The sequence below is a fragment of the Corynebacterium mendelii genome (assembly GCF_017307055.1).
Classification (GTDB): Bacteria; Actinomycetota; Actinomycetes; order Mycobacteriales; family Mycobacteriaceae; genus Corynebacterium; species Corynebacterium mendelii.
The window spans coordinates 391-19,155 of record NZ_JAFLEQ010000012.1 but is presented as its reverse complement, the minus strand read 5'-3'; the positions used below and the strand labels follow the sequence as shown (position 1 = coordinate 19,155).

The window sequence follows — 18,765 nt, the reverse complement described above, 5'->3', positions numbered from 1 at the left end:
GCGGCCGTGACGGCCACCGGAACAGTGCGGGTGATAACCTTATGTACTGTGATTTTGTTTCGTCGATGGCCCAGCCGCACCCCCTGCCCGGTTGCGGTGCCGCATAGGGTCCGACAGGTTGTGTGACAACCAGCCTGCCGCGTCACCCTGGCCCACAGATCGCCTGGTGGCATGCGGCCCATCGACGTTGTGCACAGGCATTTAGTTGACCAGCCCACCCGCAGCCGACCCCCCGGGGCGTGCGGGTGTTTTTTTCACCCACCAGCTTGTCCGTCCAGTCCCCCTCAACGATCATCCCATCGGAGTCGCCATGACACGGTCCGTTCCCGTCGGAGAAGGTTCCGCCGTTTCCGTTCCCGGCATCAGCGCGCATGTGGTGCAGCTGCCGGTGCGCCACCACGCCAACGCCTGCCGGTTGTTCGAGTATCTCGGCGCCACCTCAGCCGGTGACGCGGTGCTGTTGGAAAGCGCCGACATCTCCACCAAGCGGGGAGTCAATTCCCTGATGGTGCTGGCCGGTTCGGTCCGGTTGACCTGCCGCGGGCAAACGGTCACCGCCGAGGCGCTGTCCGATTCCGGGGAAGTGATCATCGGGCGGCTGTGCGCCCAGCTGGCCGACTATGCCAGCCCCGGGGCCACCACCCAACGGGCGTCCTTCGAGTTTCCGGTCTCCACCGCCGTTGAGGAGCGGGAACGGTTGACCGCCCCATCGACGATGCTGCCGCTGAAGCTGCTGCAGTCCGCCCCCGGCTACACCCACATGGACGGCTCCCTGCCGCTTCTGGCCGGTGGCTTCGCTTTCGACTACCTGGAGACCTTCGAGGACCTTCCGCCGGTGGCGGCATCGGCCAACACCTACCCCGACTACCAGTTCCTGCTGGCCGAAGTGGTGCTCACGATCGACCACAGAAACCAGACCGCCAGCCTTTTGGGGGTGGCCGCGGGAGCCGCCGCAGGCCAGTTGGATGACAGGCTGGCAACACTCAAACACACCATCGACACAGCCGAGCTTCCCGTCGACCATCCGCACGACAGCGCCGCCGATACCGCCGGCACCCTGACGGTGACAGCCACCGTCAGTGACGCCGATTTCCGGCAGGAGGTGCAACAGCTGAAAAACAACATCACCGCCGGGGATATCTACCAGGTGGTTCCGGCCCGGGCGTTTACCGCCGACTGCCCGGATGCTTTCGCCGCCTACCGGGCACTGCGGGAAACAAACCCCAGCCCGTACATGTTTTATGTGCGCGGCACCGACGGCACTGAGCCTTATGAATTGTTCGGCGCCTCCCCGGAATCGAATCTGAAATACACCGCGGACGACCGCACCCTGCAGCTGTACCCGATCGCCGGTACCGTGCCCCGCGGGCTGAATGCGGACGGGTCAATCAACCCGGAGCTGGATATCCGCCAGGAGTTGTCGCTGCGCACCGACGCCAAGGAGCTGGCCGAACACACCATGCTGGTGGATTTGGCGCGCAACGATCTGGCCCGGGTCGCGGTCCCGGCCACCCGGGAGGTCAAGGACCTGCTCATGGTGGACCGCTATTCGCGGGTGATGCACCTGGTCAGCCGGGTCACCGCCGAACTGTCACCTGATCTGGACGCCCTGGACGCCTACCGGGCGTGCATGAATATGGGAACCCTGACAGGCGCACCGAAACTGAAGGCCACCGAGCTTTTGCGCGGGGTGGAAAAAACCCGGCGCGGCACCTACGGCGGGGCTGTGGGCTATGTCCGCGGCTCCGGGGACATGGACACCTGCATTGTCATCCGGTCGGCCTACGTGTCGGGGGGCACCGCGATTGTGCAGGCCGGCGCCGGGGTGGTCCGGGATTCCCAACCGCAGCGGGAAGCCGACGAGTCGCTGCACAAAGCATGGGCGGTGCTCAATGCGCTGGCCATCGCCCAAAACCGCACCCTGGAGGTGATCCGCTGATCATGGAAACAACCGATACTCCCGTTATCACCACCGCCGACGGCACCCGCAACGTCAGGGTGCTGCTGATCGACAACCGGGATTCTTTCGTCTATAACCTGGTCGATGCATTCGCCGTCTCAGGCATGGACTGCACCGTCTACCGCAACACCGTCGATGTGGCCACCATTGTCGCCGCCGAACCGGATTTGATCTGCCTGTCCCCGGGTCCGGGGCATCCGCGGGACGCCGGAACAATGATGGAACTGATCGACACGGTGATAGGTGATATCCCCATTTTGGGTATCTGCCTGGGTTTTCAGGCCCTGCTGGAGCATTTCGGCGGCCGGGTCGCCCCCTGTGGGCCGGTGCACGGCATCACCGATGACATGGTACTCACCGATGCCGGCTGCGCCTCGGAAGTGTTCACCGGTTTGACCACCGACGATGATCCGGTGCAGGCGGGACAGGGTCCGCGCACGGTACCGGTGGCCCGCTACCACTCGCTGGGCTGCCGCTTCACCCCGCCGGGACTGGTGTCCTGGGCTGAATGCAACTCCTCGATCGGCCCGGTGACCATGGCCGGCGCCACCGAGGACGGCATGGCCATCGGCCTGCAGTTCCATCCCGAATCAGTGCTCAGCCCCGCGGGTCCGCACATTCTCTCCCGGTGTGTGACAGCGTTGCTCAACGCCCGGGCCACCCTCCAATCCACCCAGTCACCCCATCTGCCGAAAGGAACATCCGTGTCCGGACATGATCAGGCCAGTGCCAGGTTGAGGGAATTCCTCACCAACGACAACCCCACCGTGGAGGAAGCCACCGCTGTTTTTGAGCCGTTGACCGAGGGTGTGTACTCGGATGTGGAAACAGCGGCTCTTCTCGTGGCGATCCGTACCCGGGGGGAATCAGCCGCCGACCTGGCGGGCGCTGCCCGGGCGTTCATCGACAAGGCGAAACCCTTCCCGAAAGACGGCACCGGGCTGGTTGATTCCTGCGGTACCGGCGGCGACGGGGCGCACACCATCAATGTCTCCACCGCCGCCGCCCTGGTGGCTGCCGCCGCAGGAGTTGCGATGGTCAAGCACGGCAACCGGTCGGTGTCGTCGAAATCCGGCTCCGCCGATGTGCTGGAAGCGCTGGGGATTCCACTGGATCTTGCACCGGATGCCGCGGCACGACAGCTCGAGGACGCCAACTTCACTTTCCTGTTCGCCCCCGCCTACCACCCGGCGATCGCGCATGTGATGCCGGTGCGAAAAGCCCTGAAAGTACCGACCGTATTCAATGTGCTCGGCCCGCTTTTGAACCCGGCACGGCCCACCATCCAGCTGATGGGGGTCGCCAACAAAGATATCTGCGGCACGGTGATCGAGGTGATGGAAACCCTCGGCCGGGAGCGTGCGATGGTGGTTCACGGCGACGGCATCGACGAGATTGCCGTCCATGGGCCGACCAGTGTCTGGGAGCTGAACGACGGCCGTATCACCACCTATGAGATCACCCCTGAACAGCTGGGGTTGTCCCGCCACCCGCTCAGTGACCTCAGCGGCGGCGACGGGGAGCACAATGCCCGTATCCTGCGGGAAATCCTGGCCGGTCAAGGGGCCCCTGCCCACCGTGATGCGGTGGCCGCCAATGCCGGTGCGCTGCTGTACCTCAACGGTGATGCCGACACCCTGAAACAAGGTGTCGCCAAAGCCGGAAGTCTCATCGATTCGGGCACGGTGCTCGATTTCGTCGACAGCCACTTTCCGCAGGCGGGGGAGTAGCAGCCGGTGAACAAGCCCATGCCCACGGTGCTGGAAGGCATCGTCACGAAACGACGCGGACACCTGGATTCCATCCGCCGGCGGATCAGTGGTCTCGACCCGCAGACACTGCCGGTATCAACCCGCAGTCTCTACGACTCTCTGTGCCATAGGCAACCATACAGTCCACAGCGTGACCCGCAGTCGGATGAGACTCAGTCATCCCCGCTGCCGCGCGGCAACAAGCGATTCATCATGGAGTGCAAGTCGGCGTCCCCGTCGCTGGGGATGATCCGGGAGCATTACCAGCCGGGGGATATCGCCCGCATCTATTCCCGCTACGCGGCGGGTATCAGTGTGTTGTGTGAACCGGAACGCTTCGGCGGGGACTACGACCATCTGGCCACTGTGGCACAGTCCACCCATCTTCCCGTCCTGTGCAAGGACTTCATCATCGATGAGTGCCAGCTGCATGCGGCCCGCTACTTCGGGGCCGATGCGGTGCTGTTGATGCTGTCGGTACTCGACGATGACGACTATGCCCGCCTGGCACAAGAAGCCACCCGCCTGGGGCTGGACATTCTCACCGAGGTGGTCGATGACGGGGAGATGGAACGCGCCCGCGCACACGGTGCCCGCATTATCGGGATCAACCACCGGAATCTCCACGATCTGTCGATTGATCTGTCACGGTCCGGGCAGTTGGCGCCCTCAGCGCCCCTGGACGCCGTTGTCATCGCCGAATCGGGCATCCGGGACCATGCAACCGTCACCAGGCTTGCAGGCCCCGTCAACGGCTTCCTGGTGGGCAGTCAGCTCACCGGGGAACCCGATATTGATCTGGCGGCCCGCAGGCTGGTCTTCGGCGACAATAAGGTCTGCGGCCTGAAAACCGCCCGCGCCGCCCAGGCTGCCCGGGCGGCAGGTGCTGTCTACGGCGGGTTGATCCTCGACGAGAACTCACCGCGCACCGTGACAGCCGACGAAGCAGTGGGCATCATCAACGCTGAACCGGGTCTGAAATATGTGGCGGTCTCCCGGCACGAACAGGACTGGGGCCGCCTGGCACTGGCTGGCGTCCACGCCGTTCAGGTTCATGAGCCTGTCGGATCGATTGAACAGGAACGTCAGCTGGCCAGAAAAGTCACCGCGGAGATTGCCGGTGAGGCCGGGTCACCCCGCTACTGGCGGGCACTGTCGATGACTACTGACGGCGCTGGAGCAGTTGCCGAGATGCTGATCGACGAGGACCTGGTCGACATGCTTGTGCTTGACTCCGGTCGCGGCGGCACGGGCACCAGTTTCGATTGGACGAGGATCCCGGACAAGATCAAACAACGCAGTCTGCTCGCCGGTGGTTTAACTCTTGACAATCTGGATGATGCGCTCAGGGTCGGATGTGGGGGAGTGGACCTCAACTCCGGTCTGGAATACGGCCCGTCCGCCGGCACGTGGGCGCACCACAAAGACGCCGGTAAAATCGCGGAGGCCTTCGGCCGGATCCGCGCCTTCATCGACTGAATCACCCACCAACGCCCACAAGAAATCTGTGGCGGTGTTTCACGTGAAACATCGCCCGGGCACACCGGATGTTTCACGTGAAACATCCATGCGGCGCCCGGTACCCGGCCGCAGACCGAAAACAATAAACAACCAACCAACCCCTTCAGGATCACCATGACCGACCAGACACCGTCTGTCGACACCAATTCGGGTGGCCACACCATCCTTCCCGCATACTTCGGGAAGTTCGGCGGCCAGTTCGTCCCCGAGCTTTTAATTCCGGCTCTTGACCAGCTGGAGCAGGCTTTTGTCGACGCCATCAACGACGACGACTTCAAGGAGGAATTGGCGGGATATCTCCGGGACTATCTGGGCCGCCCGACCCCGTTAACCGAATGCCGCAACCTGCCTCTGGAAGGCAGGGGAAAAGGCCATGCCCGCATCTTCCTCAAAAGGGAAGACCTGGTCCACGGCGGAGCCCACAAAACCAACCAGGTCATCGGCCAGGCGCTGCTGGCCAAACGGATGGGTAAAACCCGCATTATCGCCGAAACCGGTGCCGGACAACACGGCACCGCCACGGCATTGGCCTGTGCACTGCTGGGGCTGGACTGTGTGGTGTACATGGGGGCGGAAGATGTCCGCCGGCAGCAGCCGAACGTCTACCGCATGGAACTGATGGGCGCGACCGTGGTGCCCGTCACCGCCGGCAAAGGGACCCTGAAAGAAGCCGTCAACGAAGCGCTGCGCGATTGGACCGCCACCTTCCACGAATCCCATTATCTGCTCGGTACCGCGGCCGGACCGCACCCGTTTCCGACCATCGTCCGGGAATTCCACCGGGTGATTTCCCGGGAAGCCCGGCAGCAGATGCTTGAGCGCACCGATGCTCTTCCCGATGTTGTGACAGCCTGTGTCGGCGGAGGTTCCAATGCCATCGGCATGTTCGCCGACTTCATCGATGACGAGTCCGTGGAATTGGTTGGTGTCGAACCGGCCGGCGAAGGCTTTGACACCGGCCACCACGGTGGTGCCATCCACGCCGGCGAACTGGGTATTTTGCACGGCTCCCACTCGTATCTGATGCGCACCGGCGACGGGCAGGTGGAAGAAAGCTACTCGATCTCCGCGGGCCTGGACTACCCGGGGGTTGGACCGCAGCACGCGTATCTTCACGACTCCGGTCGGGCCACATACGTCGGAATCACCGATAAAGAAGCCATCAGGGCCTTCCAGTACCTGTCCCGCTTCGAGGGCATCATTCCCGCCCTGGAGTCCTCGCACGCGATGGCCTACGCCCTTAAACGAGCAGAGTTTGCAGAGAAAAACGATGAGCAGATCACCATTTTGGTGTCTCTGTCCGGGCGCGGCGACAAGGATGTCGACCACATCTGCCGCACACTGGAAGACAAGCCCGACTACCTCCTGGAGGATCAGCGATGAGCCGCTACGAAGATTTGTTCGCGACACTGAAGTCCAAAAACGAAGGCGCTTTCGTCCCCTTCATCATGCTCGGCGATCCGGACGCCGACACCAGCTTCAGCATTATCGAGGCCGTCATCGAAGCCGGGGCAGACGCCCTGGAACTCGGTGTTCCTTTCAGTGATCCTGTCGCCGATGGACCAACCATCCAGGACTCCCATTTGCGGGCATTGGATGCCGGAGTCGATGTGGATACCTGTTTCGGTGTCGTGAAACGGATCCGGGACACCTATCCGTCCCTGCCAATCGGTTTGCTGATCTACGGCAATGTGCCCTTCGCCCGCGGACTGGACAGTTTCTATTCGCATCTGGCGAAAGCCGGCGCCGATTCAGTGCTGATCCCCGATGTTCCCGTCCGTGAAGGCAGACCCTTCAAAGAGTCCGCCAACCGGCACGGCATCGACCAGATCTTCATTGCCCCGCCCTCAGCGAGCGAGCAGACCATTGCCAGTGTCGCCGCCTATTCCACCGGTTACATCTACGCCGTGAGTCGACTTGGTGTCACCGGTACCGAGGTCGAGTCCTCCACCGAGGGACTGTCCGATATCGTCACGTACCTCGAGGGTTTTCATCGCGCACCGGCGCTTCTGGGCTTTGGTATCTCCACACCAGACCATGTCGCCAATGCCATTGCCGCGGGTGCGGCCGGGGCGATCTCGGGAAGCGCGATCACCAAAATCATCGCCCGGCATTGTGTCGGTCAGCACCCGGATCCCCGCACGGTTGATGACAAAGAAGCCTTGCGGCGCGATCTCATCAACTTTGTCTCAGCGATGAAAGCCGCCACCAGGCGTTAAAATAACGTGAAACGAAACCCGGCCACACTGTGGCCGGGTTTCTTTCTGCGCCGGCCCCTACGACAACCCAGACGCGCACTATCACGGCGGCTTTCCCATGTGGGATGAAAATAAACAGTCCCTGTTTCACGTGAAACATCGCTTATCGCCATCGTAGGCGCAGAAGTGGGCCACACCGGATGTTTCACGTGAAACATCTGTGTGCCGAACGGTTCCCCTTGACCCTTATCTGCGGACAATCGTCCGGGCCACGATGGCCACCACTCCGGGTCCACGTTGATTGAAACCACACGATGTCAGGTTGCGGTAGCTGTGCCGGGCACAGGTTCGTGCCGATTGAACCAGTCCGCCCAGCGCATCAAAGCAGCGCTGCATCCGTTATCTCTTATACCGCAGGCGAGGAAAGGACAGTGCCACTCCAGCAAAAAATTGGCGGACCGGATATCAATCCACGGGTCCCAGGTGAAACGATATTGTTTCACATGTTTCACGTGAAACATCCTGGAACCTGGTCCACGTCAACGCAAAACCCCAGCTGCCGGGTATAACGCTTGACCTGCACACGACCATCTCGCAGCAGCGCCTTAAGCAAGGGCCGGGACGATCCACATCGGGCAACCATGGACGCCAAATGCCGCACAACTTTGATACTCCACACCATCCATTCGGGGGATCGGTCGCAAACTCAACGATGGGGCGGACATTGCTCCAGGGCATGAAAGATATCTGACCGGCACACGTCACGGGCCAGGGAGCGCACCTTGTCACCCATCACATGGCTCCGCAACAGAAATCTTCTTCATTTTTTCTTGGCCAAGCCCCACCGCCATCTCATGAGTCAATGATGAACACACCGGACCCACAACCTCTCAACGCCGAGAGGTGCGAAGGCCCAGTGCTCGATTCGGTGGTGATTTTTTATGGCAGCCAAGTTTCATCAGATCCCGATAGAAAAGCACTGCCCGCTGCCCTTCTGCGTTGGCGCTTTGCGACACCCGCCAGTGTGTGCGTCACAACGTTGAGAAGTACTCAGTGGCACACACGAAACCCCGGACCATCATTCTCCTACCATTCACGTGCCCCGCATAGAGATCAGGCAGCGGATTTTCTCCCGCCATCCGCAAAGCCACCAGAGTGAAAACCCTACGGCACATCAGCCATGTGGACGTCAACCGGAGAGCAGTCATAGCAACGCCTTCCTCCCGCCGCGACAAAAGGCGGTGATGTTTCACGTGAAACAACGGCCCACAGGGACAGCCTGGCGTCAGCGTCGGCACAAAGCGGACCTTCGAAGGTTGGGGGAGGGGCTAGTTTTCCTTGCCAGAGCCAGAAAACTCTGTACCGGTTATTAGCTTTGCTAATATTCCGCTTGGACATTGTGCCGTCGCCGTAAACCAGTAAATGGAGTCTCGCCGCTCATACCCCATCAGTGTCACAGTGACGTTACGCGACGGGGTCAGTATACGTCCATTTTTTCGTCGTTTTTTGTCACTAAGACGAGTGTGTGGATCCTTCTGCCCACATGAGGATGCCACGACGGCAAAACTGTGTTTATCCTCGGATCCACCTCACACAAGCAGAGCGGGGAAACACCGTGTTTTCCGCCCACCCAAATTTGTCCCCGTAGGAGCATCCGGCCACAGCTGGGACCCGAGCATGCCAAAACAGCAACGAGCCGCTGACCCATGCAGGTAGCCCTCGACCACCTCATTGTCCCTCCGCCTTCTTTTACGCACACCGCTTCCCCGTCCCACCTGTTGCACAATGTTCGCCCCGAGGGAAGCATCCGGTGTCACCTTTGGCGGCAGGACTCCAACGGGAAGAGGCACCAGCATCCCGGAGGCTGCAACGGGTGTCTCATTCGCCAACTCGCGGCAAATGAAGCACCAGATGGAAGGAATCTGTTGAGTCCTGAGCCAATTCTTGCCCCGTCGGCGGCACGGATGTCATTCCACGATGTTTCACGTGAAACATCCCTAGCGCGTTGCAGCTTGAGAACTTTCACGACACTACCTGCACGACAGTCATAAAGCTGATCGATGACCGATTGGGGTGGGGCGATTGGGGACACCGGTGTCATGAGACATCCCCACAACCACCAGAGGCCCAAAAACGAACACCCGGGGGAGTATCGGGCAATTTTTCCGGCCCGGGTGACTGCCATTGTCAGGGGACATTCTCAACAGGGATCGCTATCCCACCACTGACCCGAAGTGCCATCACCCCACTGTTATTTCTATTTGCTTCCACTTCCCGGGTAGGCACTATGGAGGCAAGATACCGGTGAGGGGGACACCTGTAAGCCCATGCTCAATCGACGTCGCCGCCTGACAATCCACAAACACCCGTAGGTCAACCGCTGCAGCACGTTGCCACCCCGGGACAGAGAAACATGTCTTCCCGGACCTCCGAGTCACCAATGACTACAACCACGAGTGACAGCCCGTCGTCGGCCCACAACAAGCTCTTTGAAAAAGGAATCTCGTTTAACCACAACGGCTCACCGATTTCGTGGACACATATCGGCAAGCCCGGCACACGTTTCGGATGAGGAAAAGGCGATCAGCCAACCGCGAGTGCCCACAACACCCCACCGGCAGCCAGTCCAGTGCACTGCTGACTAACCGATGACACCAGGCCCGTGGTCTTGAAAAATATCGAGACAAGTGGATGCCAAGGTATGTGAATTTACCGGTGACCAGCCACTGCCTGGTGACGAATTAACCGGATTTCGCGCATAACGAAACGCCGCATTCCGGGTGATCGTTCACCCACACAACCGGCACCTGTCTCATGCCGGACAACCATGGGGGACAAATAACCGTGTTTCACGTGAAACATACCCACCTACCGTGCCGCTCCATTCGCGCCGATCGGCGCTCCCACCGCCGCCGAAGGAGATACCGATTGCTAACGGAGCCGGAGTTCACAACGTTGTTCCCCACTAGACCGTCCACGTACGCGCAGCTGACTTTGGTCCATCCTGTACCTGAATCTTTCTCCGCGGTGGGGGAGGGGAGGAACCGACTGCAGGAATACCAAGCCGGGGTTCCGGATGTTTCACGTGAAACATCCGGGTTTGCAGGTTATCGTGTGGGCCGCCAATGGTGTGTCAATCCCGTCTCCGCGGCACCCCATCCGGTCAAAGGGGAGCCACGTGTCACCCCGCAGCATTGCACGGACAAAGCAGAAAGCCAAGAGATCGAACCACTGCGACAAGGCGAGGCCCACGGAAAAGACGGCTTTTGCCGATGCACCTGTAATAGGTCATGAACCACTATGTTGGGGGAGGTTGCGCCCTCCCGCCGAAGCCTAGTGCCTGCCGAGAACGAGATGCTTCAGCTAAAACTTAATACACCGTTCTGACGGGTTACAGCCGCACGTCTGAGGAAGACAGATAACGAATGTGGAGGACACCAGGGCGGGTGCAGATTCAAAAAGACCGAAGGCGACACCTGTCTTTTCAAGGCGCTAGCCACGTAAAAAATTCGGCAGAGGAGTTTGTAGGCGCGCACGTATTGCCACCTGCAACCGATTGAGTCCACGGCTCTACCGGTCCACGCTGCCCACCCATCGTGGCCAACAAGCACCTGAGAGGACACGTTCCACAACACCATTGCCGGGGTTGTCCATCGCTGATGTTTCACGTGAAACATCAGCGGCAACTACGCTGCTGGATAAACAGCGACCACCACGGAAAGCACCTATCCACTCAGCGTTGATGATCTTGCCCTTTCACGACGCACCATCCACAATCTTCAGGCACTGCCGAGGAAGACCAATACTTGTCACCGGGCACCGCGACGTTGACCGTCTGCCAGGGCAGTACCAACAGACGTTTCATGTTTCACGTGAAACATCCCGATCGTCAACGAAATGACAACAGATCCCCACACAGCCATCAACGCCTCCCCGGACCGGGACCGGCCTCTCCCATGGGCACACCGAGGGCGTTGGCCGCTGGGAACGATGCATGCCGGGCGGAATCCTAAGGGCCGAAGAGACTCTTTGAATGACGTCCGGGAACACCTCGGGCTTCAATTCCTGCCCCGTCGGCAAAGCGGTGCGCTCGTCTGATGTTCCCTGCCTCGCGGGAGAAACAATTCCGCCTAATGCTCACCGCGGTCCTTATATGCAAAACCCGCCGCACGAGAAGGTGCGACGGGATGGAAGCGGGGGAGAGCTAGTGGTTGAGATCGGCCACGGGTTTTCTGCCCGGCGCCCACATTGCCGACCCGACAAGTTCGAACAGGGCGGGAACGACGATCGTCCGAACGAGGAAGGTATCGACAAGGATCCCGATACTGACAATAATGCCGACCTGCGTCAGGGTGATCAACGGCAGGACGCCAAGTACAACGAAGACCGCGGCAAGAACGATACCGGCTGATGTGATCACTCCACCGGTTAGTCCAACAGCCCGAATCATACCGTCCCTGGTGCCGTGATCATCGGCTTCTTCTCTGGCCCGCAGAACCAAAAACACGGTGTAGTCGATACCCAGCGCAATGAGGAAAAGAACTGAATACAGCGGCGCTTCGTAGGCCAGGCCGGGGAATTGGAAAACAAGAGAAGACACCGCGGCTCCCACTCCCATAGCGGCCACTGCCGACAGGGCGGCGGCGAGAAGCAGAAGTACCGGAGCCACCAGGGCCCGCAGAACCACGATCAACACGAGGAAGACGACGAGAAAGATCAGTGGGATAACCACCTTCATATCCCGCAGCGTCCCATTCTTCGAGTCCACGGTCGACGCGGGCAGTCCCCCTACCAGACTGTCCGGGACCGCCTGATGTAATGATGACCTGATATCTGTGACAGCTTCCAGCTGCTGTGGGGAACCGGGGGCGCCCGGAGGCTGAACATTAATCAGCACCAGTGTGTTGTCGGAGTTTGTCACCGGAGGACCGAAAGGTGACAATCCGAGGGATTCCACTTCCTTGATCAAGGCTTGTGTGTGCTGTGATGGCGCGATGATGTGCAAAGGACCGGAAGAGGAACCGGCGGAATGACTGGCCACAAGTTTCTGCCCCTCGACCGCTTCGGAGCGGGTGCGGAACTGCTCGGTCGACGACAGACCGTAGTCGGTGGTGGCTAAACCACAGCCGAGCACGCCAAGCAGAAACACCATAATCACGGTAACGGCCGCAGGTTTGCGCCCCACCGCCCGAGCAATACGGTAGAACATGCCGCCAACCTGGTCTCGATCCACACCCTGAGTCGGTCGCGGGATTTTCGGCCAGAACAAAACTCGGCCGGTCACCGACAGCATGGCCGGAAGAAGCAGCAGGGCGAATGCCAGCGCGAACAATAGCCCGATAGCCGAGGACAGGCCCAGGCTGCGGTAGGCCGGAACTGAGGCTGCAAGCAGAGTAAGAAGGGCAAGAACGACAGTCAGGTTCGAGGCAACGATGGCGGGAAGCGAAGCCCGCACAGCACGGGCTAGCGCACGATGGTGATTGGTTTCTTTTCTTAATTCCTCCCGGTAGCGGCTGACCAGAAGAAGCGCGTAGTTGGTGCCGGCACCGAACACCAGAACCGAGGTGATGCCGGAAGTCGACCCGTCGCTGGCAAACCAGCCGGTTTCGGCGGACAACCATCCGGTGAACACTCCTGCTGCCCGGTCAGCCAAGCCGATGCCGATCAACGGCACCAGCCACAGGACAGGGGAGCGGTAGGTGACGATCAACAATACGGCCACCACCGCAGCCGTGATGCCCAATAGCCGGAAATCAGCGCCTTTGAAAGCGTTGGCGGTGTCCGCGGCGAACCCGGCGGGGCCAGTCACGCTGGCAGTAACGGACTCGGGTAGTTCATTGCCGAGTGCATCCCGTAAACCTTCAACAACCTCGGTGACATCCATTCCCGACAGTTCCGCCGGCAGGGACACTTCAGCCCTGGCGACGGTGTCGTCAAGCGGTATCACCGGGGACGATTGCCGAATGAAAGCCTGCTGCGTTCCGTAGGTGTTCTCCAGAATGTCCTGCAGCCGTCCATTGAGCATGCCCAGCTCACGTGGAGTAAGCCCGGAACTGTCCTCAAAGACGATGGTGGCCGGTAATCCGTCCCCGTCGGAAAATTCGGGAAGGAGATCACTGACACGGTGAGATTCGGACTGGGTTGGTACCGTCTGTGGCGCTCCGGAGGAGGTGCCGCCGTCAAGCAACGTCATCAGCGCTATGGCTGCGCCGAAAAAGACGACAATCACCGCCCATGCAACAGATTTTTTCAGTGCCACCAAGTCCAACGGACCGGACTCCCGGTCGGTGAAACCGTGGTGAGCATGCCCGGGTGCACAGGCGTCTCGGGCAGGTGTATCAGAATTCATAACTCCGATAGTGCCACCGATAGAGAGATGCTGCCTGTGTGCATACAATCAGGCCCATGAACAAACCGGGCATTCGCATCGATCCGTTGATCGTTCTCATCATTGGCGCCGTTATTGTCGCCGCTGTGTTTCCGGTGACTGGTCAGGCTGAACACCTATTCACCATCGCCACGAAGTTAGCTATTGCACTGCTGTTTTTCCTCTATGGCGCTCGTTTATCGCCGCAGGAAGCTCTGCGGGGACTTAAACACTGGCGGCTGCATCTGACGATTCTGGTATTTACCTTTGTGGTGTTTCCACTGATCGGTATCGCCATGGCTCCCTTGTCGGACCTGATGCCACACGGGCTATTTTTGGGTTTGGTCTATCTCACCCTGGTGCCGTCGACTGTGCAAAGCTCGGTGGCTTTTACCTCTATTTCACGGGGCAATGTTGCAGGTGCCATTGTCAGTGCCTCGGCGTCAAATCTCCTCGGTGTCGTGATCACCCCGCTGCTGGTATTACTCGTGATGGCACAGGGCAGTGGGGTTCACATTGACGGACAGGTGTTCGCCGATATTGCGATCCAACTGCTGTTGCCTTTTGCCCTGGGACAGCTCACCCGTCGGTGGGTGAAAAACTTCGCTGCGATGAAAGCGACCAAGATCGTTGACCGCGGGTCGATCACCATGGTTGTCTATTCGGCGTTCTCGGCGGGAATGGTGGAGGGAATCTGGGCGAAAGTATCACCCCGAAGCATCGTTTTTTTGGTGTTGTTCTCAATCGCCGTCGTTCTGTTCATGCTGTGGCTGACTCGTTTTACGGCTTTACGACTTGGTTTCGACGACTCCGATATGAAAGCGATCCAATTCTGCGGAACAAAAAAATCATTGGCTACCGGGTTGCCGATGGCCGCCGTGATCTTCGGTGGAGCAGGTGTGGGCCTGCTTATTTTGCCGCTGATGATTTTTCACCAGGTTCAGTTGATGATGTGTGCCTGGTTGGCCGGCCGCTACGCGACAGCGGCAGCCACTTCGGATTCAAGCCGCCGCGCCGCTGGCTGAAAACACCTGCCCGGAATCAGTCGCGCTGGCCCAGTTCTCCTTGTCCCTTCAATGACTGGGTATCGCAACAAGGATGTTTCACGTGAAACATCCTTGTTTTTTTCATGGTTTGCCGCCGGGGGAGTCTCCGGCCACAATGGACCGGTGAGCGAATCCAACTTTTTGTATGTGAGACTTCTCCTGGACGTACCGGGGGCGGCACGGCTGGCCCACGCCGCAGAACTTCGACCCGACCCCGGCACAGACATGTGCACGGTAGTCCGGATGGTCGAGATGGCCGATGGGACGGATAAGGTCACCGGCGGCTACACGGCGGGAAAGGCCCGCAATATGGCCGCCCCTCCCTTGCAACAGGTGCCGCACCCGGACCAGTTCCATCATTTCCCGGATATTTCGCACGAATCAATCACTCCCGACCAATTCAATCGCTGGTGGGCAGAAGCTGTCGAACTTTTTGCCGATCTGCAAGACTGATATCGGCTTGATGGCTCGTTGCTCCGGCGTCCCGGAGCATGGACGCCTTTTCGTCATGTGACTATTCTAGCCGTTGGGCCGGGGACGCCGCTATCGACGTTTTTCCCATCCTGATTTCCGCATCCGGGGGAGCGCCCCCCTCCAGCCAGTGAGGTGCGCCAGGAACTCGCCCCACCGCACCGGATGCGCCCTCACCGTCAGTACAAGCGGGATGGCTGGATACCGATACGAATCCCCGGCGGGCGACCAGCGGGCAGGTGGCAATCGCCGTCCCGCCTCGTGTGTGCCACACACCACGATGATGCACAGTCAGCAGCGGCATACTCCGCCTGCCCGGCCGATTATTCCGGCGGGCCAGTGCCATCGGACCCACTCCCACCCGGGCCGGCACGATTCTTTCCCTGCTGCCGCCTGCACGCCAGGCATTGCCCCCTGCACAAGTAAAAGCACGTTTAGCCCGGCCACAACACGCTGGGGCGGTGTGTGCGGGCGACAGCTGCCTGCCCGCCAAAGACACGGCTTGCCCTTCAGGCCGAGAACGACCGGCACGGCAGGGTGAACCTGGTCTGAAAAAACCCATACTTTCCTGGCTTTTTCCTTACCCCCCTCTTACGGCAGCACCTCGCAACAGGTGAACGGGGGTGAAAAAAGACGGATTTTCACATTTATGACCGTCTTTTTTTCAGCTACTACGCACTCTTTCTACATACGCTGTACTGTTTCGATTGACTCAGTTTGCCCGTGCCGGGCAAACGATTAAACATAGACTATGCCGCCGCCGCTTCCTCAGGTTATATTATGACTCCTCGTCATTTTTAGGGCCTATTTTTGATGAGGTCACCCTTATTCCGGAGCACGGTGCATCCCGTTTTCCGATCAGTGAGCGGTCGGCGCCGCACATTTTCAGCCACCCCTGATCACCACTGACCATTATTAGATATCATCTAATGGCGTAAGCTCAAAGGTGCCGTCCGGTGGCAGCTATGCCGTTTAAGCGCATTGCCGTCATGAGTAAACACACCGGACCACATCTTTTCCGTCATGGCAGTTTTCTACTGCCAGAGAACACGTCGCACGACGGATGAGACTTAAAGCGGCGAAGAGCAATTGAAGGTTCCCTTGAGTAGTACTGAGAAGAAAACGAACAAACGAGTCGGTCGGATGGTGATCGCCGCCTTGTCGGCCGTCACGATGAGCTTCGGCGCAATCACTGTCGTTCCCCAAACCATCGGCGTGGCAAGTGCGGCATTGCCGTCACAGCAGTTCGCGCCGGTCCCCGAAGGCGCTGAGGAATCAGCCATCGATTCGTCGGGGGACACCCAAGCCAAGCCGGTTGCAGGTCGCGTATTCGTGAACTTCTCGGAAAGACAGGGCTACCGTTGGGATGAGGAAGATATTCCGGTGGGGGGACTGCCGGTCTACGCCTACTGGACCGAGGACGGCTACCGTTCCCCGGTCTATACCGCTGTCACCGCCGCAGACGGCACCTACCGCATCCCCATGTCGGATTTCACTGCTTTCGACGGCACCACCCACGTCTTTGAGGCCGACGGGGCGGAATTTATCAAGGTGTGGACCAATACTGTCGGCACCGAATGGCTGCCCGCCTACAACGATTCGCAGGGGCGTCTGCAGTCCCGCATCGCCAACCGCCAGTTCTCCCAGTGGCTGCCCGCCGGTGACAACGGCCAGGTTCGCCGCTACAACATGGCTGTTGAACGCAAACCATTGGGCCTGCAAAAAGACCGCGACCAGTGGGATGACTCCGGTGACTCCGGCGAGGCCGTGCCCCTGGCGATCAGAAACATCCGTGGACGCGTCCAGGGTGAGGTTTTCTGGAACCTGAAAGACGCCACAGGTCTGGGTCCGGTCAACGGCCCCGACTTCCCGAAACGGTCACGGACCCGTGATCCCTGGGCCACGGGCGTGACTATCGTCGCCTCATATTTGAACGACACCGGCAAAGAACTGATGGATGCCTGGAAAGCAGCGCACCCGGATGCCTCGGAAATCGACATCACCAATGAAGTGACCAGGCTGGTTACCGAGCGTCCCGCCCTGATTGCCGAAACCGCAACGGGCACCGTTCAGGAAAACGGTGAATACTCCATCCAGTTCAAGGGACTTATCAACGGGCAAAAAGATGTGGTCGACACCAACGGCACCATCGGCACGTCCGAGGGCAAAGGCTGGGAGACCGGCCGCGGCAGTCGAAAAACAGAACTCAAGCACATCAACCGTGATTATCTCTACATCGCACCGGATATCGATGACTCACTGTCCACCTACGGCTACTTCCCGTTGGGCTACCGCGACGCTTCCGGTGTGCTCGGCTTGGATACGCATACCCCGTATTCCGTCGGCAGCGCGGACTTCGCTCTCGGCCGTGGTAAAGCAACCTTCAATGTGAAGGAATACGATTCAATCAGCAATCCGGCTCCGGGCGGCACCACCGTCCAGACCGAAACCAACGGCTACCCGCCGGTGGAGAACCTCACCTACGTGATCAAGTGGTACAAAACCACGTTCAATGATGACGGTACCCGTGGCACAACGGAAGAAGTCACTGGCGCCCGTTGCGAGAACCTTGTTCCTGACGCCGCCGCGCACCTGCCCTCCTGCCCGATCACCGTGCCCGATGATTTGGAAAACACCACCCTCTACGAGGCAAAGGTGTTCGAAACCGGTGCGGAAGATGACGGACCGCTGGGCGTGGATTCGTTTGTCTCGCTGGCCAAGCAGACCAACACACCGGTGGGGGTCATCGGTGACGATGGTTCCTACTCCGGTTCAGTCACCCAGTCGGTTCCCGACGATGCCAGTGTCTCCTACCAGCTGGCCGAGGGTGAACAACTTCCCGACGGTCTGCAGTTGGACGAGAACGGAAACATCACCGGCAAACCTGCCCCCGGTTCCGCCGGCTACACCGACGCACTGGTCGTGGCAACAATCACCTATGCCGACGGTCGTACCGAAGACAAGGAAATTCCGACCCGTATCCTGGTGGTCGACACCGCCGCACCGGCCGATGACAGCCTCGTTGACAAGGGACTCAAACAAGGGGAACAGGCCGTCAAAGACGAGCCGTATTCCCAGCCGTTGACTGTTGCCGGTGTCGACGCCCGGACAAAGGCAACCCAGTTCACGATCCCGGAAGGCGGCAATCTTCCGGAAGGCATGAGCCTGTCCGACGACGGCACCCTGTCAGGCACCCCGACCGAGGCAGGCACCCACACTTTCCCGGTCAGCTATCAGGTCACCGGCCCCGACGGCATCAATTATCCCGTCACTGACACCATCACCTTTGTCGTCGGTGAAGGCGACAGCGATCGTGACGGTGACGGTATCCCCGATAGCAGGGACCCGGACGCCGACGGCGACGGCGTAAACAACGCCGACGAAAAAATCGTCGGCACCGACCCGCTGAACCCCACAACCGACGGCGTCACCAACGACGGCGACCTTGACT

Annotated in this window: 9 protein-coding genes and 1 pseudogene; 9 read left to right on the top strand and 1 reads right to left on the bottom strand. The window is 60.0% G+C overall.

Going from position 1 to position 18,765, the window contains the following annotated elements; all coding sequences use genetic code 11:
* Positions 1 to 310 precede the first annotated feature (310 nt).
* The 6 genes and pseudogenes from JZY06_RS07140 to trpA all read left to right on the top strand — a co-directional run bounded on the left by JZY06_RS07140 (position 311) and on the right by trpA (position 7,451).
* Positions 311 to 1,939, top strand: a complete 1,629-nt coding sequence (locus JZY06_RS07140; protein ID WP_207278873.1) for an anthranilate synthase component 1 — start codon at positions 311 to 313, stop codon at positions 1,937 to 1,939.
* Positions 1,940 to 1,941: 2 nt separating this feature from the next.
* Positions 1,942 to 2,607 (top strand): annotated as a pseudogene (locus JZY06_RS12285) (anthranilate synthase component II); the annotation flags it as partial.
* Positions 2,608 to 2,664: 57 nt separating this feature from the next.
* The gene (gene trpD / locus JZY06_RS07135) at positions 2,665 to 3,690 is read left to right on the top strand and encodes an anthranilate phosphoribosyltransferase (RefSeq protein ID WP_330617182.1); all 1,026 of its coding nucleotides are present in this window, start codon (positions 2,665 to 2,667) and stop codon (positions 3,688 to 3,690) included.
* An 18-nt stretch (positions 3,691 to 3,708) separates the two neighbouring features.
* Positions 3,709 to 5,190 (top strand): bifunctional indole-3-glycerol-phosphate synthase TrpC/phosphoribosylanthranilate isomerase TrpF, encoded by a 1,482-nt coding sequence (gene trpCF, locus JZY06_RS07130; protein WP_207278921.1) that lies wholly within the window; start codon positions 3,709 to 3,711, stop codon positions 5,188 to 5,190.
* A gap of 156 nt (positions 5,191 to 5,346) precedes the next feature.
* A complete protein-coding gene (trpB, locus tag JZY06_RS07125) occupies positions 5,347 to 6,615 on the top strand; it encodes a tryptophan synthase subunit beta (protein WP_207278872.1) in 1,269 nt (422 codons plus the stop codon).
* Complete coding sequence (gene trpA / locus JZY06_RS07120) at positions 6,612 to 7,451, top strand: tryptophan synthase subunit alpha (RefSeq protein ID WP_207278871.1); 840 nt, start codon at positions 6,612 to 6,614, stop codon at positions 7,449 to 7,451. Before trpB ends, trpA begins: the two co-directional genes overlap by 4 nt.
* Positions 7,452 to 11,634: 4,183 nt before the next feature.
* Here trpA and JZY06_RS07115 read toward each other — a convergent pair.
* Positions 11,635 to 13,689, bottom strand: a complete 2,055-nt coding sequence (locus JZY06_RS07115; protein ID WP_330617175.1) for an MMPL family transporter — start codon at positions 13,687 to 13,689, stop codon at positions 11,635 to 11,637.
* Positions 13,690 to 13,835: 146 nt separating this feature from the next.
* Here JZY06_RS07115 and JZY06_RS07110 point away from each other — a divergent pair, with 146 nt between their 5' ends.
* The 3 genes from JZY06_RS07110 to JZY06_RS07100 form a co-directional block, all read left to right on the top strand.
* Positions 13,836 to 14,822, top strand: a complete 987-nt coding sequence (locus JZY06_RS07110) for a bile acid:sodium symporter family protein (protein WP_207278869.1) — start codon at positions 13,836 to 13,838, stop codon at positions 14,820 to 14,822.
* Positions 14,823 to 14,966: 144 nt separating this feature from the next.
* Positions 14,967 to 15,296 (top strand): hypothetical protein, encoded by a 330-nt coding sequence (locus JZY06_RS07105; protein WP_207278868.1) that lies wholly within the window; start codon positions 14,967 to 14,969, stop codon positions 15,294 to 15,296.
* A 1,119-nt stretch (positions 15,297 to 16,415) separates the two neighbouring features.
* Positions 16,416 to 18,765: Ig domain-containing protein (locus tag JZY06_RS07100; protein ID WP_207278867.1), on the top strand; the 2,350-nt coding region annotated here is incomplete at its 3' end.